This window comes from Algoriphagus boseongensis, assembly GCF_004362805.1.
Classification (GTDB): domain Bacteria; phylum Bacteroidota; class Bacteroidia; order Cytophagales; family Cyclobacteriaceae; genus Algoriphagus; species Algoriphagus boseongensis.
Map to the genome: position 1 here is coordinate 332,402 of NZ_SNYF01000006.1, position 22,746 is coordinate 355,147.

The window sequence follows — 22,746 nt, forward strand, 5'->3', positions numbered from 1 at the left end:
AAGTGGCATTAGATCAATATCAAGAGGAAGAAGAAGGAATGTCGTTTTTGGACCATTTGGAGGCATTGCGCTGGCATTTGCTTCGGTCCGTTGCGGCTGTGTTGATCTTAACGGTCATCGCTTTCCTAGCAAAAAGCATCGTATTCGGAGTGATTATCCTGGGTCCTTCAAAGGTGGACTTTTTCACCTATAGAGTACTTTGTGATGTTGGAAATTGGCTTGGGATTTCGGCTTTGTGTATAGACGAACTTCCGTTTACCATTCAAAGCCGGCAAATGACAGGTCAGTTTTCCATGCACATGACTTCCAGTTTTGTGGTGGGATTCATTGCTGCCTTTCCTTATGTATTCTGGGAGGTTTGGAGATTTATCAGCCCTGGTCTTTATGACAAGGAAAAAAATGCCGCAAGAGGAGCTGTGTTCTTTGTTAGTTTATTGTTTTTGATGGGAGCAGCTTTTGGGTACTATGTGCTCTCTCCGCTTTCCATTAACTTCCTTGCGAATTATCAGCTGGATCCAAGCATCACCAATGAGTTTGATATCACCTCTTATGTGACAACCCTTACGATGTTGGTTTTGGCCTCTGCGCTGATGTTCCAATTGCCAGTGGTGGTTTATTTCCTTTCCATGTCTGGTTTGGTTACTTCCAAAATGCTGAAAGCATATCGCAGACATTCTATTGTAATCATCTTGATCGTATCAGCTATCATAACCCCTCCAGATGTGATCAGCCAGTTGCTGATTGCCATGCCGATTTTGGTATTGTATGAGGTGGGTATTTCTATTGCAAAAAGACTGGAAAAGCAAAGAGCGCTGAGAGAAGCTGAATACCAAAAAAACCGGGAATCTGAAGATTAAAGAAATATGGCTAAGAAAATTGCAATAGGCGGAGACCACGCTGGCTTTGAATACAAGGGAAAGCTTATTCAGAAGTTGACTTCTCTTGGCTATGAAGTAAAAGATTTTGGACCCTTTTCTTCAGCTTCGGTAGATTACCCGGATTTCGTCCATCCTTTGGCAAGTGCCATAGAAAAGGATGAATTTGAATTGGGAATCGTAATTTGTGGAAGTGGAAATGGTGTGGCTATCACAGCTAACAAGCACCAAGGCATCAGAGCCGCACTTTGCTGGAATGAGGATTTGGCAGCTTTAGCCAGGCAACATAACAATGCTAATGTTTTAGCCCTTCCGGCAAGATTTATTTCTTATGAATTAGCCGAAAAGCTTTCAGAGATATTCCTGACTACAGATTTTGAAGGAGGCAGACATGCCAATCGCGTAAATAAAATAGCCTGTCAATAAGTAACCTTATAAAAGGAAAAAGCCCTTGAGAAGTAATCCCCAAGGGCTTTTTTCATGGGTAAATCAAAGGGAAAGTTCCCCGTTTGATACTTTGCTTGCCAGAATTAGGGCGTTGTACAAATTGGCAATCTTCCCGGATTTAGAGATTTCGGAGAGTGATTTTTCTTCACCTTCTGCTCCGCCAACAGCCACCTTTGTTTGTGGAGTTACACCAGACTCCATGATTATTTTTTTAACCTGAGAAGCTGTAAGTTCTGGGAAATAGGATCGAATCATCGCTGCCAAACCCGCTACAGCTGGCGCAGCCATGGAAGTTCCACCTTGAAATTCATACTCATTGTCGGGCATGGTAGAATAGATTTCATCGCCTGGGGCAAAAATGTCCACATTCTCTTTTCCATAGTTGGAAAAACTGGCGATCATATCGGGTCCATAAGCATAGGTTAATGCTCCAACGGTGAGAAAATTGTCAACCAATTCTTGGGATTCACCAATAGGTCTATCAGTCGGGAAGTTTGGACTATCGGGAGAATCCAAGTCTATCCCATCATTACCAGCTGCATTTACAAATAACACATCCTTTTCAGCTGCATATTTTAAAGCCTCATAAACCCATTCAGCATTTGGAGAAAAGTCTTTTCCGAAGCTTCCGTTGATTACTTTGGCTCCATTATCAGCCGCATACCGAATGGCAAGAGCCACGTCCTTATCGTATTCATCTCCGTTTGGAACTGCTCTAAGGGCCATGATTTTTACATTTTGAGCCACTCCGTCAATTCCTTTTTTATTGTTTCGGGTAGCTGCGATGATTCCTGTTACATGAGATCCGTGGCTTTCCCCTTCTTCTCTTACATCCGGATTTCCGTTGCCATATCCTTGGTCAGAATAATCATAAGGATTATCTCCAACAGGTTTGCGTCCGTCAAAATCCACATTGAGATTGTATTTCACTTGATTTTCATAGTACTCTACCCCTTCCTTGAGATCTTTTAGCGCGGAGGGAATTTCTTCTCCCATTCCGATTACCTGCATAAGAATTCCTACAGACTGTTCTTCATTTTGGTTTTTGGGCTGATAATTCTCCAGATCAGCTAGGGAATAAAATTCTTTTCCCAAAGCCTTTTGCATGCTTTGATGAGCCATAGCTACAAAGCGTTCGATTTGCTTGATTTGGGGAAGGGTTTCTTTGGCATCGGCGAGTTCAGCTTCCAATTTTGTCCTTGCTTCTTTTTGGTAAGCCTCATCTCCGAGTTTCAATCTCAGGATTCTGGCCATTTCCATTTGTTCGTTATAGGATTCTCCTAAAAAATTATAGCCATGGATATCGTCAATGTATCCATTTTGATCATTGTCGATTCCATCATTTGGTTTTTCACCTGGATTGACCCAAAAAATATCCTTTAAGTCTTCATGATCTAAATCAATTCCAGAATCTATCACTGCCACTATAATGGGCTTGCCTTTTTTCTTTTTGAGTAATTCCGAATAAGCACGGTCCACAGACATCCCTGGAACAGTATCTTTTTCCAAATCCAAATGACCCCATTTGCTTACCTCTTCTTCATCCAAATCAGATACTCTCGAGGTAGTAATTTGTGGATTAAGTAATGGCGCATTCACTACGAGGGATGAGGAACTGCAGCCCATAGCAAACAGGCCAATACTCAGGCCTGTCAACATTTTTATATTCAATTTAACCATAGTCTAAAGGTAACGGAAGGGATAGAAATTCAGCGTAGAACTAGCTGTTAAAAATCGTGAAGTATCAACCAAAAAAGGAATTCAGAATTCATCTATTTCAAGTAAAAAATGCCGTTTTCCTTTTCTTGATACCAGGCCTTAATGGCAGGAAATTCATCCATAAATTGCCTGAATGTCCCCTGAGGGTCCAAGACTACCTCAGGCTTTTGCAGGAAAATTTTTCGATATACCCGAGTCTTTTCTTCCAGAGATTTCTCCTTTGCCAAATAGTCTTGAGCTAAATGGAAATTGATAAAGGGACCACCCAATTGAGCGTCTAAATAAGGGCTTGAATCTTCACCCATCACCATGATTTTCTTTCCTTTCCATTCATTTGAAGAATTGGATTCGGATACAAAGTAGCCTTGGGAAGTTTGCGTTTGATTTTGCCAAAAAACAATACCCGCAGCCGGCAAACCTAAGATTAAAAAGTAAAATGCAAGTTTCCCAATTAGCCCTGATCTGAAGGAAAGAAAAAACTGGTTGATCAAATAAGTCATCCCGGGGATAAAAACCACTAACTGGAAAGCGGCTTGTCTCTTCACTAGGAAAAAAACCAGGGCAGAGAAAATCAGCCATAAGATGATCAGTTGCTTTTGTTTTTGCTGGTTGATGGTTGCTCCCCTCAAAAAGGTGCTAAAGAAATATCCGCCCAGGCTTAATAAAATGGGCAAGGATCCGGGAATTAGCCAGGTTAAAATGGATTGATAGGAATAGTCTGGATAGGTAAATATGGATGGGTAAATTTCAAGTATGTCCGTCAGAGAATCATTCCAGAAGTAATACACCAAAATGAGAACCAGAGGTAAGAAAAATCCAACCAAGGCTAAGATTAATTGTCTGAAAGAAAAGCCGGAAATAACAAGTCCAGTGAATAAGATGTAAGGCAAGAAAATGGCAAAATAAAGATGAAAGCCAGTCGCCAATCCTCCATAAAGTCCAATAAGTAGGGTAGATTCAGAGGTCTCTTTTTGTAAGACTGTTTGAGAAAAAAGCTGTCCCAGAGCCAAAACCAAGAAGGTATTTCCCAATAAAGCTGGAGAAAGCCCCAACAAATCAAAAGAAAAATGAAATAGCGCAGCCATGATGATGGCCGGCAAATAGGAATTTTCATCAAACACCCGATACTTGAGCAAGGAGGAATTCCAATGGAAGATTTGAAACAGAATCAAAAATCTTCCAACTAACTCATAGGCAATTTGATTTCTTCCAAATAGCCAGTCCATGATTTCGAAAAATGCAGCAGATAAAGGCCCAGTATCATCCACGACGTCTTTGTAAAGGGAAAATCCCTCATTTAACCGTTCACCCAAAACCATCCATAGCAGGGTGGGTTCAGTTAAAGGACTTGGAAAAAAAACCAAATAGATTACCGTAAGAACAATTAGATAAATTGCTACACCGATAAGTCTGAAAGGGTCGTTGACTTTGAAAAAACTAAACAAGGTAAATTGAGGGCTTTGGGGTTGGTTGGATTCGAAATTAAAGCTTACCCAAGTATTTCGCTAAATTTGTACCACAAATACTTCTCATGGAAAGCAAAAGACAACAAAAATATGCCAAATTGATCCAAAAGGAGCTCGGAGATATTTTTCAAAAGGAATCCAGGCACCTAGTTGGAAAGGCAATGATAACAATTACCCGGGTGATGATGAGCCCTGACCTGAGCGTTGCTAAAGTTTACCTCAGTTTTTTATTGGCCGATCCGCAGTCAACCTATGAGTTGATCAATGAGCATAAAAAAGAGGTGAGACATCATCTTGCAAAAAGAATTGGGAAAAGTGTTCGGATTATTCCTGAGTTGGCATTTTTTCCAGACGAATCAGCCAGCTATGCTCAGCATATGGACAAAGTGATTTCAGGTTTGAATATCCCCCCAGCTCCTCAAGAAGAGGAGGAAGAGGATGATTAATTCCCCGCGCAATTGAATACCAGCAGTTTTATAGCTGTCCGATATTTCCGAAGCAAGAAAAAACGGAATTTCATCACGGTGCTATCTATCATTTCCATGATAGGTGTAGCAGTGGGAACCATGGCTTTGGTGGTGGTGATGTCGGTATTCAATGGTTTGGAGGATTTAATTCGAAGTCTTTTTGCAAGCTTCGATGCCGAAATAAAGGTTGAACCGGCCTTGGGCAAAAGCTTTCTCACTTCTGAGGAATGGCTAAAGGAAATCGAAAACTTGGAGGGCGTTGCCATAGTCACAGAGATTATTGAGGACAACGCTTTGGTGGAGCATAACGGCAACCAACTGGTTGCCACCATAAAAGGAGTTTCCCCTAATTTTCTGGATCAAGGCCGCTTTGCCAAAGGGTACTTTTGGGGAGATACGACTTTAGGCACACCAATCAGACCTGGAGCGATTTTGGGAAGAGGAGTAGGGTTTTTTCTTTCTGTAAATTTGGAAGAGGTCAATTCCTATCTCAAAGTTTATTATCCCAAAGCTCCCCGATCAGCCGGAAGCATTGATCCTTCCCAATTGTATAACTCGGCAGTTTTGGAGCCTCGGGCATTTTTCAGCATCGAGCAGCAGTTTGATGATGAGTATGTCATCGCTCCTTTGTCTTTTGTCCAAGATCTCTTGAATTACGGTGAAAAAAGAACAGCCATGGAGATCAAAGTCAAAGAAGGCTATTCAATCGAGAAGGTTCAAGAAAGGCTAAAATCCCATCTTGGAAATGATTTTTTAGTCAAAAATGCAGATGAACAGCATGCGGGTTTGTTGAGAACAGTCAAGCTGGAAAAGCTTTTCGTCTTTCTTACCCTAACTTTCATTTTGGCTATTGCCTCATTTAATATTTTCTTTTCACTGAGTATGCTAGCTATAGAAAAGAAAAAAGACATCGCCGTTTTGAAGGCCATGGGTTCTCCTGAATCCCTGATCAAACAAATTTTCCTAAAGCAGGGAGCTTTGATTGCGCTGAGTGGTGCTACAATAGGCTTGATTTTGGGGGTTTTGCTGGTTTTTGCTCAAGAGAAATTTGGATTGGTTGGGCTAGGAATTTCCTCGGCAGTCGTAGATGCATATCCTGTTAGGATTATTTGGACGGACTTGGTTTGGATTTCTATAACAGTAGTCGGAATTACCCTTCTTGCTTCTTGGAGACCTGCTTGGCTAGCTGCTCAGGTCGATACGGTCAAGCAACTCTGATTATTTTTTCCCGCATATTTTTTCCCAAGCGAGTTTAGCTTCATTCATACCCAGATCCATTCCAGCTTTAAATTCTGGACAAGCCTCCTGAATTTTCCCCATTTTCTGAAAAGCAATTCCTTTGTGGTAATGCCCTGAGGCATGTTCTGGATCAATTAATACGGTTAAAGTAAAATCTGCTAAAGCTTCCTCAATTGCACCGCTTTGAAACCTCGACTGACCCCTTGCCAAGAAGTATTCAGGATTTTGAGGCTCTAAAGAAATGGCTTCAGAATAATTTTCCTCGGCTTTTTTCCAATCCTTTTTTCTTGAATAGGTCCAAGCTCGATAGAAATAGGATTCAGGATCACTTGAATCTTTTTGGAGGGCGGAGCTAAAATCTTCCAAAGCACCATCCAAATCCCCATGACTCATTCGATAAAATCCCCTTTGCTTAAAAGTCTGGGAGGTGGCTTCCGATTTTTCTATCAACTCCGTGAGTTCGGCAATTAATAAATCATCCCCACCGGTTTTGACAGAGGCAAGACCTAGTTTGGAGGGTTTATGCTGTGGATTGATAGAGAGCGCAAGTTCGTAGGATTCGATGGCAGCCATATTTTCTCCCAATCGCGTTAATGCTCTTCCTCGTTCAGCATAGTAATCGGGTTCTTGAGGATTGGTCTCTATCGCTAAATCAAGGTAGCTAATCGCCAATTCATAGTTTTGTAATTCGATGGCGCACAAACCCATGTGGAAATAGGCCATGTCAGGCAAAAAAGATTGGGCCGTGGTAATTGATGAAACCCCAGAATCACTAGGAGCTATCCGATACAGCACTCGGTTAGTTTCCCCCGGAGGAGAAAGAAGGAATTCCTCGAAATCGTCCAATGCCTCCTCGTATTGTTTGAGCAAATAGCGAACTCTTCCCCTTTCGAAATAGGCTTCAGTATATTCAGGATCAAGAGTTAGCAAATTGCTGAAATCAATCAGCGCATTTTCATAGTTTCCGACTTTTTCCCATGCCTGTCCTCTGACCCAATAGGCTTCAGTATCTCTTGGATTTTCCTGAAGCCATTGCGTTAAATTTTGGATAGCCAGATTCCAATTTTCTTTTTCAAAAGCTTCCATTCCGGCCTCAAAGGAGCTTTGTCGCTGCCCAAAACTGAGTTGCACCTGAATAAAAAAGAAAAGAAGTAAGCCAATCCGATACATAAGAAATGCCTTTTAAGCGGGAATTAAATTAAGTGGAAATGAACTTGAGTTGTTTCAAAATCAAAAAAACAATTGTGAAAAAATCACTTTTTGAAGTCAGAAAGGCACGTTTATTGAAAACTGTAAAAAATTCACCCTGAAAAATACTTGTAGATGAAAAAATTCATACTTACCCTGTTTATTGTTTCAGGCTCTTTCGCTGGCCTTCGAGCCCAAGATTCCACTGCCCAAAATTCCCTCAATTCGGGGACAATAGAGAGCCAATTTGATTACATCTATCGTGTTTCCAATAATTTTCAGGAATACGAAGTAGTCAAAAAATCCAATCTCGAAAAGTTGAAATCCAACATTCTGGATTCTCTAAAAAGTATGAGGCAGGAAGTGGCAGGTGCAAAAGCCATTCAGCTTTCCCAATCCGATTCCATTCGAAAGATTTCTGAAAATCTTACCAATGAAATCAGTGAAAAAGAGGCAGCAATTGATCTAAAAGACAGCTTTTCTTTTTTAGGTATAAACATTCAAAAGACGGTATATTCTTCGATGATGTGGACTCTGGTGGCAATTCTCGCTGGCTTTTTAGGGTTCTTTTCGGTCCAATATTTCAGAAGTTTTGGCAAGGTCAAAAAAGCTCAAAAGGACTTGGAGGATATTCAGGAGGAGTTTGAACAGCATAGGAAAAACACACTGGAAAGGGAAAGGAAGCTCAAACGGGAGCTTATCGATGCCCAAATGGGAAAAAACTAAGTGAAAGCCGGAGTAATTACGCCGGCTTTTTTATCTTTTGGAATGCAAACCCCCTTGGAATTCGACATTGCCGTAATCGGCTTGGGAGCAGTAGGAAGCTCTGCCCTTTACCAACTCAGTAAGTCCGGAAAGCGAGTTCTCGGAATAGATCGTTTTGATCCACCACATGTTTTCGGTTCAAGTCATGGGGAAACTCGGATTACGCGTTTGGCTGTAGGCGAAGGTGAGGATTACGTGGCTTTGGCCAAGCGATCTCATGAAATCTGGAGGGAGCTAGAGCAGCTTTCGGGAGAAAAAATCATGACTCAAACGGGAGGAATTCAAATTGATTCCGGAGTGATTCCATGGGCTAAACACGGAGCAGAAGGGTTTTGGGAAAGGACGGTCAGCTTTGCAAAAAGCCAAAAAATAAACCATAAAATCCTGAGTGTAGAGGAATTTAGAAAGACCTATCCAGCATTTGCAGTTCCTGATTCAGGAAAAATTTATTTCGAAGTAGAATCAGGATTCCTACGACCTGAATTAGCTATAGAGACCCAACTTCGATTGGCCAAATCTAATGGAGCCACCATACAACCCAATTCTCCTGTTTTAGCCATTCAAAAGGAAGGTGGAAATTTTAAAATCAAGACTTCGTCTTCTGAATTTATTTGCCATAAACTCCTGATTTCAGCTGGAGGTTGGATAAAGGATTTTTTAGGAGTTGAACAGAGAGAGGGTTTTAAAATTTGTCGACAAATACTCCATTGGTTGGAGATTGAACCTGGATTTGATGCCTGGCAAAATCACCCGGTCTGGATGTGGGGATTTGGTTCAAACCCCGAGGATTTCATTTATGGATTCCCCGCTCTCGACGGGAAAACCGTAAAAATGGCCACAGAGTTATTTTTAGCCATTGATCATCCTGATCTATTGAATCGGGAAGTTTCAAAGGAAGAGCAAATTCAATTTTGGGAAACCAAGGTAAAAGGCAGAATAAATGGGGTATTGCCAAATTTTGTTAAATCTCAAGTCTGTTTTTATACAGTTACCGAAGATGCTCGATTTGTGATTGAGCCTTGGAATGGGGACTCGAGGGCAATTTTGGTCTCTGCCTGTTCCGGGCATGGATTCAAGCATTCTGCAGCTTTGGGAGAAAAGTTGGCGCAACAGCTATTGGAAGCCTAGTTCTGCCTATTGAAGGAATTATTTTGAGATTTCTTGGTCTAAAGCCCTACTTTTGTCAATTGATCAAAGCGTTAAAATGGCAAAACAGAGAGGAATTGCTTTGGAGGCTGAAGAAAAGCGGAAGTTGAATAAGCAGAATCTGAATAAACTAGGCGGGATTTTCCGGTTCTTGATGCCCTATAGGTGGGCGTTTTTTCTGGGGCTGGTTTTCTTACTTCTTTCCTCACTTACCTTACTTACTTTCCCATTTGTTGCAGGGAAACTGATTGATACTGCTCAGGGAACGGAATGGATTGTCAAGGATGTGAATTCCATAGCGCTGATGCTGATTGGAATTTTGGCTGTTCAGAGTGTTTTCTCGTTTTTTAGAGTTTGGCTTTTTGCCTTGGTTTCTGAGCGATCAATGCGGGATATCCGTCATGCGCTTTATTCCAGATTGGTGAGGCTTCCAATGACTTTCTTCGATAAAAGGAGGACGGGGGAACTTATCAGTAGAATTACTGCTGATGTGAGTCAGCTCCAAGATACTTTTTCTACCACGCTCGCAGAGCTATTTAGGCAAGTCATAACCCTGGTCGCTGGGGTTGGATTTTTATTGATCAATACACCAAAGCTAACTTTGTTTATGCTGGGGACCTTTCCAGTTTTGGTTTTGGTGGCGATGGTATTTGGAAGGTTTATCCGAAAGCTTTCCAAAAAGACCCAAGATGAATTGGCTAGTGCGAATGTGATTGTAGAGGAGACGCTTCAATCCATTTCCACAGTAAAATCATTTGTGGGCGAAGAGTTTGAATCTGCCCGATATGGAAAAGGTCTTGGCCGAGTGGTTGGTGTAGCCTTGACCACAGCAAAATACCGTGGAGCATTTATTTCATTTATCATTTTTGCGCTTTTTGGAGGAATTGTAGGGGTCATGTGGTATGGGGCCAGCCTGGTTGCTTCGGGGGAGATGAGTGTTGGCGAGCTGGTTTCCTTTGTGCTTTACACCACTTTCATTGGAGGATCAATTGCCGGATTGGGGGATATTTATTCCCAACTTCAAAAAGCAATCGGAAGCTCAGAGCGGGTTTTGGAGATTTTGGATGAGGAAATTGAGACCGAAAAAGGAGAAACTTCAGCTTCATTTAAAGGGAAAATTGAATTTGATCAGGTAGGTTTTAGATACCCTACCCGTCCAGAAGTGGAGGTTTTGAAATCCATTTCCTTCCAGATTCAACCGGGAGAAAAGGTTGCCCTAGCCGGACATTCGGGCGCTGGAAAGTCCACGATTATTCAGCTTTTGATGCGATTTTACGAAACTCAAAAGGGAAAAATATTAGTAGACGATCGCGACGTAAAAGATTGGGATCTTCGTGCACTTCGGAATAAAATCGGGATTGTGCCTCAGGAGGTGTTGCTTTTTGGCGGGACTATCCGAGAAAATATTGCCTATGCCAAGCCCAATGCAACGGAAGAAGAAATCATTTTGGCAGCAAAAAAAGCCAATGCCTGGCAGTTTATTTCTCAGTTTCCTGAAGGTTTAGATACTCTTGTGGGTGAGCGGGGAGTAAAGTTATCTGGAGGTCAGCGGCAAAGGGTAGCCATTGCCAGAGCTATTTTGAAGGATCCTGCCATTCTGATTTTGGATGAAGCGACATCTTCCTTAGATGCTGAGTCGGAATCCTTGGTACAGCAAGCTTTGGATGAATTGATGAAGGGCAGAACTACCTTGATTATTGCCCATAGATTGGCGACTATTCGAAAAGTGGATCGAATTTATGTGCTCAGCGAAGGCAAAATTGTGGAGCAGGGAACTCATCAGGAATTAGCTGGAGAGGAAAATGGATTTTATTCCAATTTGGTCAGACTCCAGTTTGCAGATTAAGAAAGATTTGTGGCGGTTAGGGATTTATTCATTCCCAGAGCTTTTTCAGCCAAAAGAGTGCATCCTGGGAAAAGAGTTTTCATTTCTCTTTCATTTAACAGGCGAATTTCATCCAGATATTGTTGTGCTGCTTGTGGAGTCCAACGCTGAAATCTGCTGACTTTGGTTTTGGTCAACAAGAAAAAGAGAAACTTTTTGGGTAAAAATTGACCAAAAGGAAGAGCATAATGTGCTTCGACTGGAAAGTATTTATTGGGTGTTTGAATGAAATACTTCTTTCCCACTCTTTTAATTTCATCAGCCATTTTTTGCTGATTTTCGAAGGTGTACAGGTGCTCTATCACCGAGTTGGAAAACACCAAATCAAAATGTTGGTCTTGATATTCTTTGAGATTGGTAGCGTCTCCGATCTTGGCCTCCAGGTTAGGATGGGTGGTTTTTTCCTCATGGAGATTTAGCAAGGTGATTTTTATTTTGGAATGGGAAAGGAGTTTACTGTCTTTCCAAAAATAGTCCGTGCCCCCAACATCTAATATGGATATATCCTGTGTTGGATCGAAGTTTTTAAAAAATAGATCCTCGAATTGTTTTAGTCTTTTCTTTCTGAATTTTGCACCCAATGAATTAGGCTGATCAGAAGATGCGAAAAGACGAGAAAATGAACTCATAGTTGGCTAAAAGTGCGTGGTAATTTACAATTAATGCCAAAAGTAAGGATGCTTGATAATTTCTTTCTTAATTTTACAGTGTAATCCACAAAGAGGAATGAAAATTGTCGAAAATTTTAACCCTTTGCTTAGGAATACCTGATTTTTATGAAGAGACGATTTGATATTTATTTTCCCTGGCTGTTTACGTTCAGTGATTTTTTTGCCGCACTCCTATCCTTATGGATTGCAAGCGTAATGCTGAAGTTTTTCGGCTTCTTCGAAGATTTGGGATTCTTTGCATTCCTGCCTTTGGGAGGAGCTTGGTTGCTCATATCTGTTTTGCGTAAAGATTATAAAATAGGAAGAACGGATGAGTACGATCGTACGCTAAGAAGTTTACTCATCACTTTGTTTTGGTTTTTGGCGGTTATGGCCATCCTTTGGACACCACTACAAGGTGAACAAAATCGCTGGCTTCTACTTTTGGCCTTAGCTGGCATTCAGCTCATACTGATGGGATCCTTTAGGGTTTCCGTTCACATGTCCTTGAAGGGATACAGGGCTAGAGGGAAGAATTACAGAAATGCAGTTATTGTAGGCAAGGGAGGCACCAGTCCAAAACTTGCAGATGTGTTTCGTATCCGAAAAGATTTTGGAATCAATTTTCTTGGCTATTTCGATGATCAGGCTGATTGCAACCAGACTAGAGGAGGGATTAAAAATTTCTTTGAAGACGCTCCTAAGCTAGACTTGGATCTTATTTACATCCATGAACATCTGGAACCTGCTTTGGTCAAAAAAGTGATTGATTTTGCAGATGAGAATTACATCAAGGTCAAGATGATTCCCGGAGGGAGCCTTCAATTAGAAAAGAACCTGTCATTTTCAAAATACGGGGACTTCTTCGTCATCAATGTCAATGATATTCCATTAGACAATCCTATCAATAGTTTGGCTAAAAGGGCTTTTGACATTCTCTTTGCTAGTTTGGTTACCATTTTCATTCTTTCTTGGTTGATTCCCCTGGTTGGCTTATTGATCAAATTGGAATCTAGAGGTCCAGTTTTTTTTATCCAAAAAAGAAATGGAGTAAATAACGAGGTGTTCAACTGTTTGAAGTTTCGCTCTATGACGCCCAATGATTATGCAGATACCAAGCAGGCAGTAAAAAATGATCCTCGGGTGACTCGCATTGGATCTTTTTTGAGGAATACTTCACTCGATGAAATGCCGCAGTTTCTTAATGTATTGATGGGGGATATGTCGATCGTTGGACCAAGGCCGCATACCATCCCGATGAATCAGACCTTTAAAACACAAATTAATCGGTACAATTCACGGCATAAAATCCGTCCAGGAATAACTGGATTGGCACAGGTGAGAGGTTATCGTGGCGAGATAGAAAATCCGCATCAAATCCGTTCCCGAGTCCGACTAGATTATTTTTATATCAATAATTGGTCATTCCTTTTGGATATGGAAATCATGATCAAGACAGTTTACGAATTGCTTTTTAACAGAGAGAATGCCTATTGAGGAAAATTCTTCCATCTGTCCATTTTGTAAAGGAACAGATCTTTTGAGTTTTTCAGCTCAGGAAAGGATGCTTGGTTTAGGAGATACTTTCCATTACAATACTTGTACATCCTGTGCTTCTATTCAGATTTCAGAAGTCCCTTCCAAACTTTCAGATTTTTACCCAAAGGAATACTATTCTTTTGAGGAATTGAGTCGGTCCAATTGGATTAAGCGTACCCTCAAATTATTCCGAATGATAGGCTTTAGATACCTGGGGCTTTTTCCTCCCATTTATGGCTATTGGCTTAGAAAGATTAATCCAGACTTTAATGCCAGAATTGCTGATGTAGGATGCGGTAGTGGTCAGCTGATTTATGAACTTTCTCTAGGAGGATATTCTCGACTGGAAGGATATGACCCCTTTATCCCAAAGGATAAGAAAATCAGTGATCGGGTTTTTTTATTCAAAAAAGGAATTGAAGAGGCGGATGGAAAGTTTGACCTGATCATGATGCATCATGCCTTTGAGCACATGGCAAATCCTGAGGAAGTTTTGAATACATGCTTTGCAAAGCTAAACCCCGGAGGAAAATTGCTTGTACGTTGTCCAGTTTCAGATTCGCAAGTTTGGAAAGAAAAAGGGAACCTTTGGGTTCAATTAGATGCACCAAGACATTTGGTGATTCCTTCTGTTGAGGGAATGAGAATTTTGTCCCAGAAGGTAGGTTTGAATTTGGATGAAGTAGAATTTGATTCCAATGGATTCCAGTTTTGGGGGACGAGTTTGTATGAAAAAGGAGAAAGGCTGGATTTGAAAAAACTGAGCCAATATTTTTCTTCCGAAGAGCTAAAGGAGTTCGAAAAAAAAGCCCTCCAATTTAACAAGGAGGGCAAAGGAGATCAGGCTTGCTTTTATTTGTCTAAGCCTTTATAATTTGAAAAGGGCATCAAAAAAGCCCAAGGTTTCCCCTTTCTTCTTGAAGATTAGCATTGGCAGGTTTTTGTTCGCCAAAATGATTTTTTCCGCCGTACTTCCAAGAAGTATAGCTGCTGAAGTGGTCCTTCCCCTTGATCCAAGCAAAATCAAATCTGTTTCAATCTGTTGGGCATATTCCATTAGCTGGACGCCGATATTCCTGCCATCATTGAGAAGCATCTTACATTCCAGATTGGAGTTTTCGTGCTTTGAGGCAAATTTCTTAAAGTCCTTCTCAGAATTCTCTTTCATGATTTCTGAAAATTCTTCAAAGGTCTTTCCTGTTTTAGAATACCCTTTTGGAACTTCATATACGTGAACAGGAATCAGCTCCGCATGAAGATCCGCGGCGATCCTTTCCCCAAACTCATAGAACATATGGTTGTGGGAAGAAAAGTCGGTAAGCATTAAGATCTTTTGAGGCAGCTTTACCTCTCTATTTTCCTGAAGAAGCAAAATAGAACAAGGAGCTTTTTTGGCAATTCCATTGGCCAAGGTGCCGTGTCCAGGAAGGGTATCCTTTCTTCCCATGATAATCAAGTCCACATCCTTGAGTTTGGCCCAACGCAGAAAAGTTTCCAAAGGGTGCTCCCCTTCTTCTACAAATACCTCGATATCAATGTCATCAGGAAATTTGTCTTCTTTAATCTTACTTTTAATTATTGCCTCAATTGACTCGTCAGTTGGAGCAACTAGGTCTGGAAATTGTTCTAAGATATCCTGAGGGATTTCCAAATTTTTAGAAACATGAACAAAGTAGCACTTGTCAATTCCTAAAAACTTGACTAGGACGGCTGTTTTCTGAATCAGAATATCATCCATCTCAGTCAAATCAAGACCAATCATGGCTTTGGAAAAGTACTTCATAGGAGTTTTTGTTAATAATGTCTTAAGTTAAAAGAATGATCGAGGAAATCGAACAGTTTTTTTGATTTAGGTAGATGATCGGTTTTTAGGGTAATTTTGAAAGGATGAAAGTAATGCAAAAGTATTTTTTGGCGATCGTTCCTCCTGAGCCTGTTCTGTCCCAAGCCGAGGGTATCAAACAGGAAATTAAGGAAAGATTTAATGTAAAATATGCGCTGAAATCTCCTGCTCACATTACCCTAAAAATGCCTTTCACCTATAATGAGGCTAAAGAAGAGGCATTGGTTGAAAAACTATCCCAATTCCTCTCAGGAGGGCCAGCTTTCCCTTTGAAAATAGGTGGGATAGAAACTTTTGGAAATAGGGTAATTTTTCTTGGCGTAGAAAAAAACTCCCAATTAATTCAACTTCAGTCTAGCCTGAAAATATTTTGCAAAAAGGATCTTCATCTAGTGGATGAGTTGAGTGATAGAAATTTCCATCCTCACATGACTTTGGCCTTTAAAGACCTCAAGCCTTCGAAATTTCAGGAGGTTTTACATTTAGCAAAAGAAATGGCTTTTGATGCTGAATTTTTGGTAAATGAAATAGCGCTTTTGAAGCGGATAGAAGGGAGATGGATTTTATGCCGGAAACTCCCTTTGGGTAGAATTGTTTAGATAAACTCAATTTTTTTATCCGATTGACACCAAAAATTGAAGATTTATCAAAAAAAGATGTTTGATATAAAATTTTGGCAACAGAAGCTTTTGGGTTTATTCATTTGGTTTGAATTTTCAAGGTAAACATCGCCTTCAAAATAATCAGCTGTTATTTTAGTAAAACAGACCTTTTCACAGAATAATATTTTTTAGTTCTGAATATTGATTCCCAAAAAAATTTATTGTCCTTTTCCAAGAGTCCAAATAAACCACCACTTTAAATCTAATAGAGATATTTTCTATTGCATTTTTACCCAAAGAAATAGGTTTTGTTTTGAGTTTTAATAGTATTGGGGTACTTGGATTTATTTAATTTTTTCAAAGGTTGGTTTGGCCACATAAAATTGGCTTTTAGAGCTTATACAAGCACTTTTTAGCATTTGTCTACTTCCCTTTTAATTATTCATATTCGCCGCTTGTATTTAAAATTTAATTAATCAACCTATGAAGAAAGTTTTATTAGGTTTTGCGTTGAGTATTCTGACTATCGTGTCAGTCCTCGCGCAATCCAAAACGATCACTGGTAGGGTCACTTCTGCAGAAGAGCCAGAAGGTGTGCCGGGAGCCAGCGTGGTGGTAAAGGGAACCACTCAAGGTACCATTACTAACTTGGACGGATCCTATTCCATTTCCGTTCCTCAGGACGCAACTGTTCTAGTGTTCAGTTTCGTGGGATACCTCACCAAAGAAATGCCTATCGGTAGTTCCAATGTGATCAATGTGGTCATGGATACCGATGTTAAAGTTCTCAATGAGGTAGTAGTAACAGGTTACGGTACTCAGGAAAGAAGAGAAATTACCGGTTCGGTGACTTCTATCAGCAGTGAGGATATCGAAAACTTGGTAACTCCGTCTTTTGAATCTCAATTGGCTGGTAGAGCACCAGGTGTTCAGGTAACTACTCCAAGCGGTATTTTGGGAGCTAGACCCATCATCCGAATCAGAGGGGTAAACTCTTTGACTTCAAGCGCTAGCCCATTGATCATTATCGATGGTGTACCAGTGGTGGATGATGACAGATCATCTGTTAATGCTTCTAACCCATTGGCAAACATTAACCCTTCAGACATCCAGTCTTATGAAGTCTTGAAAGACGGTTCTGCTACCGCTATCTACGGTTCTAGAGCAGCAAACGGGGTAATCTTGATCTCTACAAAAAGAGGATCCAGTGGAAAAGCTAAAGTAAGCTACAGCACTGTTATGGGCTTCAATGAAGAAGTAAGCAGATTTGAATTGCTAAATGGTGATCAATTTGTAGAAATCGCCAACGAAAAAAGAACTAACGTCAATGCGGCTACCTTGGCTAATCCAGGTGTAAATACCGATTGGCAAGACATCGTTTTCAGAAAAGGTTTTACTCAGCAGCATAACGTTTCTATTGCTGGTGGTTCTGAAGCAACCAAGTATTTCTTCTCATTGGGCTTTACTGACCAGGAATCTCCAATTGTTGCCAATGATTTGACTCGTTATTCTTTCAGAGCAAATATTGATCATAGCATTTCTAAAAAAGTAAGAATTGGTAACTCCCTTTCTTATTCATTGACTGAAATCAATGGCTTGAACAACGGTGCAAACTCTCTTTCTGGAGCGATCTATAATGCTACTCGTTCTCTACCAAACGTTCCAGTTTATGACGAAGCAAACACTGCTTTCGATGGATTCAATGTAACTGCGAATGGTGCAACAACTGGTTTCGGAACCAACCTAGCTGGTCCAGACAACAATATTCCTAACATTGGATTTGTATTGAAGAATAATATTTACAGAAGCCGTGCACACAGATTGTTGGGTGCAGCTTATGGCGAAGTTGACATCATCACTGGTTTGACTGCAAAGACTCAAATCGGTATTGACTTGACTATGGCTGACGACTTCCAGTCTTTGGATCCTAGACATGGTGATGGACGCAGCTCCAATGGTTCGGTATTTATGGCATATAACCCAGTTTTCCGTTGGAACTGGCAGAATACCTTGAATTATCAAACTGTAATCGGTGACGATCATAACATCAACGTTACTGCAGGTTTGGAATATCAATTCACTAACTATTACAACTTCACTGCATCCGGTACTGATTTTTCAGACAATTTCTACCGATTCAGAAACTTGATCTCTGGTTCTTACAACAACCAGTTCTCTGGTGGTGGTTATGCTGAGCAGGGTTTTGACTCTTACTTCGGTAGATTCAACTATAGCTTCAAGGGCAAATACTTGGCTTCATTCACTGTAAGAAATGACGGTATTTCTGACTTGATTGGTGACAACAAGCGTGGTACTTTCTTCGGTGGATCCGTGGGATGGAGAGTTTCTGACGAAGCTTTCTTCAACTCTGAATTAATCTCTGATTTGAAATTCAGAGCTTCTTATGCTGAAGTTGGTAACACCGGGATCGGTACTTTCGCTGCATTCGGTGGTTTCTCCCCAGTATTGGGTGGTGCCGGTGCAGGTATCGGATATGCTCGAGTAGCAAACGGTGCTTTGCAGTGGGAAACTTCCAAGAAGTTTAACATTGGTTTGGATATGACTATCGGTAGAGTGACTTTCTCTGCTGACTATTTCAATAACGACGTAGACGGTTTGATCTTGGCTGCTCCAACCCCTCCTTCTTTGGGTGTACCAGGAAATAGCATCAACCAGAACGTGGGTACCATGGTGAACTCCGGTTTGGAATTGAGAGCTTTCGCTAACGTAATCAACAGAGGTGCTTTCTCCTGGAATACTGATTTCAACATCACCTTTATCCAGAACGAAGTAACTAACCTTGTTCAGCCTTTGACTGGTACTTACAACAGAACTGAGGTAGGTGGTCCAATCGCTCAATTGTATGGTTTCAAGTGGGCTGGTGTTAACCCTGCCAACGGAAACGTATTGTACTACAGTGGCGAAAACATCGTACAGTTAGTAGGTGCTTCTGCATGGAGAGCTTACGATCCTGCAAACCCTGGTGTAACTACAAACGCTGGAACTTCTCCAACTCAATTCTTCTTGGGTAACACCCTTCCTAAGTGGCAAGGTGGATGGAGCAACACCTTCAAATTCGGAAACTTTGATGCTGAAATCTTCACCAGATTCTCTGGAGGAAACTACATCATGAACGAATCTTTGAGAGGTTTGATGGGTCTTGGTTTCTCTAACAACCATGCTTCTATCTTGAACAGATGGACTGAAAGCGGTCAGGTAACTGACGTGCCTAGATTGTACTCTGGTCGTGATTCCAACACTTGGTTGACTTCAGCTGCTAATAGCAGATTTGTGGAAAAAGGTGATTTCGTAAGAATTCAAAACATTGTGGTGGGTTACTCTGTACCTAGTGCAGTTCTTCAGTCTGCCTTCAACGGAGCCATCGGAAATGCAAGGTTCTTTGCTCAGGTTCAGAATCCATTCACTTTCACCAACTATTCCGGATTGGATCCTGAGTCTAACCAGTTCTCTGGTCAGTTGAGCTTCGGTGTGGACTGGAACGTGGCACCGGTGATTCGTACCTACACCTTGGGTCTAAACGTTGGGTTCTAATTTCAAACTCCTAAACGAAGAAAAAATGTCTAAGTATTCTATAAAAAATTTCAAACTTATCGCAGCCGGTTTGGCTATGATGGGCGCGATCAGCTCCTGTGATGTCACAGAGCTAACTCCAGCAAACTTGATCCCGGATCAGGAAGCTTTTGCTACTGCTGCAAGAATAAATTCCGCGGTATTGGGTGTTTATGAATCAGCCCAGAGAGGTTTCTATGCAGGAGCAGTTCAAAGAGGTTATCCTTTTGGTGCAGCAAACGTGGAGCAGGGTGATATGAGAGGTGAGGACATGTACAACGACCAGTTGTTCTATGAAATCACTTATGTAGGTACCTACAACCCAAATACAGCCAATAACAATGGTATGTGGATCTCTCTTTACAGAATGATCAACAGAGCCAATATTGTGTTGGAAAACCTTGATCCGGCTTTGGCTAACGGAGTATTGACTCAAGCACAAAGAGATCAGTTCAGAGGTGAAATGTTGTTCTTGAGAGCTTTGGCTCATCATGAATTGTTGGTTCACTTTGCTAGACCATATTCTGACAGCCCAAGTTCTCCAGGCGTACCTTACAGAACTTTTGCAATCAATGATGTACCAAAGGTTCCTGAAGGCGAAGCTGTAGGAAGAGGTACTGTAGCTGAAGGCTATACTCAATTGATGGCGGATTTGAATGAAGCTGAAACTTTGTTGCCTACAGGTAATGCTTTGAGAGCTAGCAAAGGTGCTGCTATTGCCCTAAAATCCAGAGTAAAACTTCATATGGAAGACTGGGCTGGTGTGGTAGCTGAATTTGATAAAATCAAAGGTTCTTATGCGGTAACTCCAAATCCTGCCACTCCTTTCAGAACTGCAACCAGTTCTGATAACATCTTCTCTTTTGTCAACACAGAAGCTTCTAACGCAGGTGTAAACGGTGCCTTGGCTTCTATGTATGGCAATCCAAACAAAGGTGCCAGAGGATTGGTGAAAATTTCTCCATTGATCTGGACTGCAAACTTCTGGTTAAAAGAAGATACTCGTAGAGCCTTGACTACTCAAAGTACTGCAGGTGTGTATACCGATAAATACATTGATCCGGTAACTTACACTGATCCTAACGTGATCTTGAGATTTGCCGAAGTAGTGTTGAATGCTTCTGAGGCTAATGCTGAGTTAGGAAATCTGGACGCTGCTGTGACTTTGTTGAACTCTGTAAGAAGCCGTGCACTTCCTGCTTCTATTCCTGCCTTCACAGCTGCTGGATTGGGTGGAAAAAGCGGAGTTTTGACTGCTATCTATCAAGAAAGAAGAATCGAATTCTTGGCTGAAGGCAGAAGATGGGCTGACATCCACAGATTAGCAGGAGCTGGCGTGATTCCTGGAGTACCTGCAAAAGCTACTTCCAGATCTATCACCAGCATCGACTATTACACTGGTGCAAAGGCTATCCCTACAGATCATTCCATCCCATATACCAGCCACTTGTTTATCTGGCCGATTCCTTTGGAAGAAATCCAGACAAACTCTACTGCTCCTATCGAGCAGAATCCTGGGTATTAATTTTCCTTATAGGTTTTAGTTTAAAAGTCCGGTCGTTAGATCGGACTTTTTTTGTTTGGAATAAAAAGATCAGCCCAGATTCTCAATCACTCGCTTCAGTTTGCTTTGGACTTCGGTGGCTAAACTGCCAAGAGAATCGTTTTGAACCGCTGACATGCTAGCAATGGGGTCTACGGCAACCACCTCGATTTGCCCGTCTTTTTGTTCTTTGACTAATACATTACAAGGTAGAAATACACCGATCTTATCTTCTGTGGTGACAGCTTTGTACGCAAACTGAGGATTGCAAGCTCCTAGAATAGTGTAGCGATTGATATCCGCATCGATTTTCTTCTTAAGGGTAGCCTGTACATCGATCTCGGTCAGGATTCCGAATCCCTCTTTTTTGAGTTCCTCGGTGACCAGTTCTTTGGCCTCCTCAAAGGTTTTTCCCGGAAGTATTTTGGAAAAATAGTAGCTCATGGTTCTTTAGAATGATTTCCAGAATAAGGTAATAAAAACCGATGTTCTTTCCGGTAACCCAAATCACAAAACCAAAGGGCAAAAAAAATCCCCCGAGGGAAGCTCGGGGGATTTAATTGAATTTTCTATTATCAACATTTGATATTTTCAAGACTACCTTTTTGGCTTTCACCATTAACGTTAAAGTCTGTCCACTTATTTTGTGGGTTATTCAATGGTTTACAGGTTAAGGTTACCTTCCAAGTGTAGGTTTCGCAGGCCTTCAAATCCATTGTTTTTTGCATGGTTTGACCGTTGTAAGTCCATCCTTCAAGAGGACTATCCAAAGCACTTTGTGGGAAAGTGAATACCAAATTAGCTCCGGTAACGTCCTCTGCAGGGATGTAGGTAAAAGTAATTTCATTACCATTAACTTGATAGCTGAAGCTTTTCTCGCAACCACCACATTCAATTACCTGTACAGTCGAGGTTGTTGAAGAAACACTTCCTTGATATCTAAAGGATGGTGTAGATCTTACATATTGAGCAGAGTAAGTATAATTACCAGCAGTTCCGGTAGGGACATTATATGTAACTGAACGAACAGTAGATGTTACAGCTTCAGATGCAACTACTTGATTGCTTGAATTCAAGATTTGTATAAAGCCCCCTGTAAGGGTTTCAGCTGAAGTAGAAACTGTAGCGGTTAAGCTAAATGCAGTTCCTTCGCAAATAGGTTCTGTTGTTCCGGGAGAAAGAGAAGTAGTCGTACAGATTCCAATCAATGCATAGGATACATCACCCGCATCCAATGGATTTCCACCACCAGTTTGTCTCCATTGTTCAGTGATTACATCACCGGCTTTCCAATCTGTAGGAAGGTTCCTGGAAACAACAAATGGAGTTCCGACTGTAAGTTGACCAACTCCTATCCAAGTAGCGGTTCCTTCATCATAATATTGAAGGTTATTTCCGTTTGGATTGGGACTGGAAAGCGTGAATCTATATTCGATGGTTGTTGGTGTATTCCAAACCTCAACATTTAAAGTTTTTGTACTTGGATTATTTTGATTACCAAAAGTTGTAGATAGATCTCCAGTTGCTTTATACATAGACCCAGAAGTGGAGGTTATACAATCCGTGTCGAAATTTCCACCCCCTGTAAGAGTTAGAGCATTCTCATTTCCAACTGTACCAACAGGATCCAACTTGAATCCCCCCTTTTCTGCAGCAGCCTGCTCATTCATCAGGTCTGCATCCTCGAATGTTGCCGTCTGGCTACATCCACCTAGAATCAGCCCCACCAGAGCTAATCCTAAAAGATTTGTTTTAAAAGTTTTCATAGTGTCTTTTTTAAATTTTACACTAAGATAAATGTA

19 protein-coding genes are annotated in these 22,746 nt (G+C 41.1%); 12 read left to right on the plus strand and 7 right to left on the minus strand.

Going from position 1 to position 22,746, the window contains the following annotated elements; translation table 11 throughout:
* The first annotated feature begins 2 nt into the window (after window positions 1-2).
* Both tatC and rpiB read left to right on the plus strand, forming a co-directional pair.
* Window positions 3-857, plus strand: a complete 855-nt coding sequence (tatC, locus tag DFQ04_RS09020) for a twin-arginine translocase subunit TatC (protein WP_133554978.1) — start codon at window positions 3-5, stop codon at window positions 855-857.
* 6 nt (window positions 858-863) lie between these two features.
* Entirely contained in the window at window positions 864-1,301 is a 438-nt protein-coding gene (rpiB, locus tag DFQ04_RS09025) for a ribose 5-phosphate isomerase B (protein ID WP_133554980.1), read from the plus strand.
* A 63-nt stretch (window positions 1,302-1,364) separates the two neighbouring features.
* Here the strand turns inward: rpiB and DFQ04_RS09030 are convergent, their stop codons facing one another.
* Both DFQ04_RS09030 and DFQ04_RS09035 read right to left on the minus strand, forming a co-directional pair.
* On the minus strand, window positions 1,365-2,981 hold the full coding sequence (locus tag DFQ04_RS09030) for a S8 family peptidase (RefSeq protein WP_243739657.1): 1,617 nt from the start codon (window positions 2,979-2,981) through the stop codon (window positions 1,365-1,367).
* Window positions 2,982-3,094: 113 nt separating this feature from the next.
* Complete coding sequence (locus tag DFQ04_RS09035) at window positions 3,095-4,486, minus strand: hypothetical protein (RefSeq protein ID WP_133554984.1); 1,392 nt, start codon at window positions 4,484-4,486, stop codon at window positions 3,095-3,097.
* 86 nt (window positions 4,487-4,572) lie between these two features.
* On the opposite strand from DFQ04_RS09035, the gene rbfA reads away from it, so the two are divergent.
* Both rbfA and DFQ04_RS09045 read left to right on the plus strand, forming a co-directional pair.
* A complete protein-coding gene (gene rbfA, locus DFQ04_RS09040; RefSeq protein WP_133554986.1) occupies window positions 4,573-4,953 on the plus strand; it encodes a 30S ribosome-binding factor RbfA in 381 nt (126 codons plus the stop codon).
* A 12-nt stretch (window positions 4,954-4,965) separates the two neighbouring features.
* Window positions 4,966-6,192, plus strand: coding sequence for an FtsX-like permease family protein (locus tag DFQ04_RS09045; RefSeq protein WP_243739658.1), 1,227 nt, complete (start codon window positions 4,966-4,968; stop codon window positions 6,190-6,192).
* Here the strand turns inward: DFQ04_RS09045 and DFQ04_RS09050 are convergent, their stop codons facing one another.
* Window positions 6,193-7,383, minus strand: a complete 1,191-nt coding sequence (locus DFQ04_RS09050; protein ID WP_133554988.1) for a tetratricopeptide repeat protein — start codon at window positions 7,381-7,383, stop codon at window positions 6,193-6,195.
* Between the two features lie 153 nt (window positions 7,384-7,536).
* On the opposite strand from DFQ04_RS09050, the gene DFQ04_RS09055 reads away from it, so the two are divergent.
* The 3 genes from DFQ04_RS09055 to DFQ04_RS09065 all read left to right on the plus strand — a co-directional run bounded on the left by DFQ04_RS09055 (window position 7,537) and on the right by DFQ04_RS09065 (window position 11,158).
* Entirely contained in the window at window positions 7,537-8,127 is a 591-nt protein-coding gene (locus DFQ04_RS09055; RefSeq protein WP_133554990.1) for a hypothetical protein, read from the plus strand.
* 42 nt (window positions 8,128-8,169) lie between these two features.
* Window positions 8,170-9,294, plus strand: a complete 1,125-nt coding sequence (gene solA, locus DFQ04_RS09060) for an N-methyl-L-tryptophan oxidase (RefSeq protein WP_133554992.1) — start codon at window positions 8,170-8,172, stop codon at window positions 9,292-9,294.
* Between the two features lie 76 nt (window positions 9,295-9,370).
* Window positions 9,371-11,158, plus strand: coding sequence for an ABC transporter ATP-binding protein (locus tag DFQ04_RS09065; protein ID WP_133554994.1), 1,788 nt, complete (start codon window positions 9,371-9,373; stop codon window positions 11,156-11,158).
* On the opposite strand, the gene DFQ04_RS09070 is transcribed toward DFQ04_RS09065, so the two are convergent.
* Window positions 11,155-11,826: a class I SAM-dependent methyltransferase gene (locus DFQ04_RS09070; RefSeq protein ID WP_133554996.1), complete on the minus strand. Its 672-nt coding sequence runs from the start codon at window positions 11,824-11,826 to the stop codon at window positions 11,155-11,157. The two genes, DFQ04_RS09065 and DFQ04_RS09070, sit on opposite strands and share 4 nt — an antisense overlap.
* A 147-nt stretch (window positions 11,827-11,973) precedes the next feature.
* On the opposite strand from DFQ04_RS09070, the gene DFQ04_RS09075 reads away from it, so the two are divergent.
* Window positions 11,974-13,344: an exopolysaccharide biosynthesis polyprenyl glycosylphosphotransferase gene (locus tag DFQ04_RS09075; protein ID WP_133554998.1), complete on the plus strand. Its 1,371-nt coding sequence runs from the start codon at window positions 11,974-11,976 to the stop codon at window positions 13,342-13,344.
* Window positions 13,334-14,260, plus strand: a complete 927-nt coding sequence (locus tag DFQ04_RS09080; RefSeq protein WP_133555000.1) for a methyltransferase domain-containing protein — start codon at window positions 13,334-13,336, stop codon at window positions 14,258-14,260. The genes DFQ04_RS09075 and DFQ04_RS09080 overlap by 11 nt, the downstream gene beginning before the upstream one ends.
* Here the strand turns inward: DFQ04_RS09080 and DFQ04_RS09085 are convergent.
* Window positions 14,255-15,169 (minus strand): universal stress protein, encoded by a 915-nt coding sequence (locus DFQ04_RS09085; protein WP_133555003.1) that lies wholly within the window; start codon window positions 15,167-15,169, stop codon window positions 14,255-14,257. The genes DFQ04_RS09080 and DFQ04_RS09085 overlap by 6 nt on opposite strands.
* 113 nt (window positions 15,170-15,282) lie before the next feature.
* Here DFQ04_RS09085 and thpR point away from each other — a divergent pair, with 113 nt between their 5' ends.
* From thpR to DFQ04_RS09100, 3 genes are all read left to right on the plus strand, one after another.
* Window positions 15,283-15,828, plus strand: coding sequence for an RNA 2',3'-cyclic phosphodiesterase (gene thpR / locus DFQ04_RS09090; protein ID WP_243739659.1), 546 nt, complete (start codon window positions 15,283-15,285; stop codon window positions 15,826-15,828).
* Window positions 15,829-16,314: 486 nt separating this feature from the next.
* Window positions 16,315-19,383, plus strand: a complete 3,069-nt coding sequence (locus DFQ04_RS09095; protein ID WP_133555007.1) for a SusC/RagA family TonB-linked outer membrane protein — start codon at window positions 16,315-16,317, stop codon at window positions 19,381-19,383.
* A gap of 25 nt (window positions 19,384-19,408) precedes the next feature.
* Window positions 19,409-20,926: a RagB/SusD family nutrient uptake outer membrane protein gene (locus DFQ04_RS09100; protein ID WP_133555009.1), complete on the plus strand. Its 1,518-nt coding sequence runs from the start codon at window positions 19,409-19,411 to the stop codon at window positions 20,924-20,926.
* A 69-nt stretch (window positions 20,927-20,995) separates the two neighbouring features.
* On the opposite strand, the gene DFQ04_RS09105 is transcribed toward DFQ04_RS09100, so the two are convergent.
* Window positions 20,996-21,388, minus strand: coding sequence for a DUF302 domain-containing protein (locus DFQ04_RS09105; protein ID WP_133555010.1), 393 nt, complete (start codon window positions 21,386-21,388; stop codon window positions 20,996-20,998).
* A 131-nt stretch (window positions 21,389-21,519) separates the two neighbouring features.
* Window positions 21,520-22,710: an Ig-like domain-containing protein gene (locus DFQ04_RS09110; RefSeq protein ID WP_133555012.1), complete on the minus strand. Its 1,191-nt coding sequence runs from the start codon at window positions 22,708-22,710 to the stop codon at window positions 21,520-21,522.
* Window positions 22,711-22,746 lie beyond the last annotated feature (36 nt).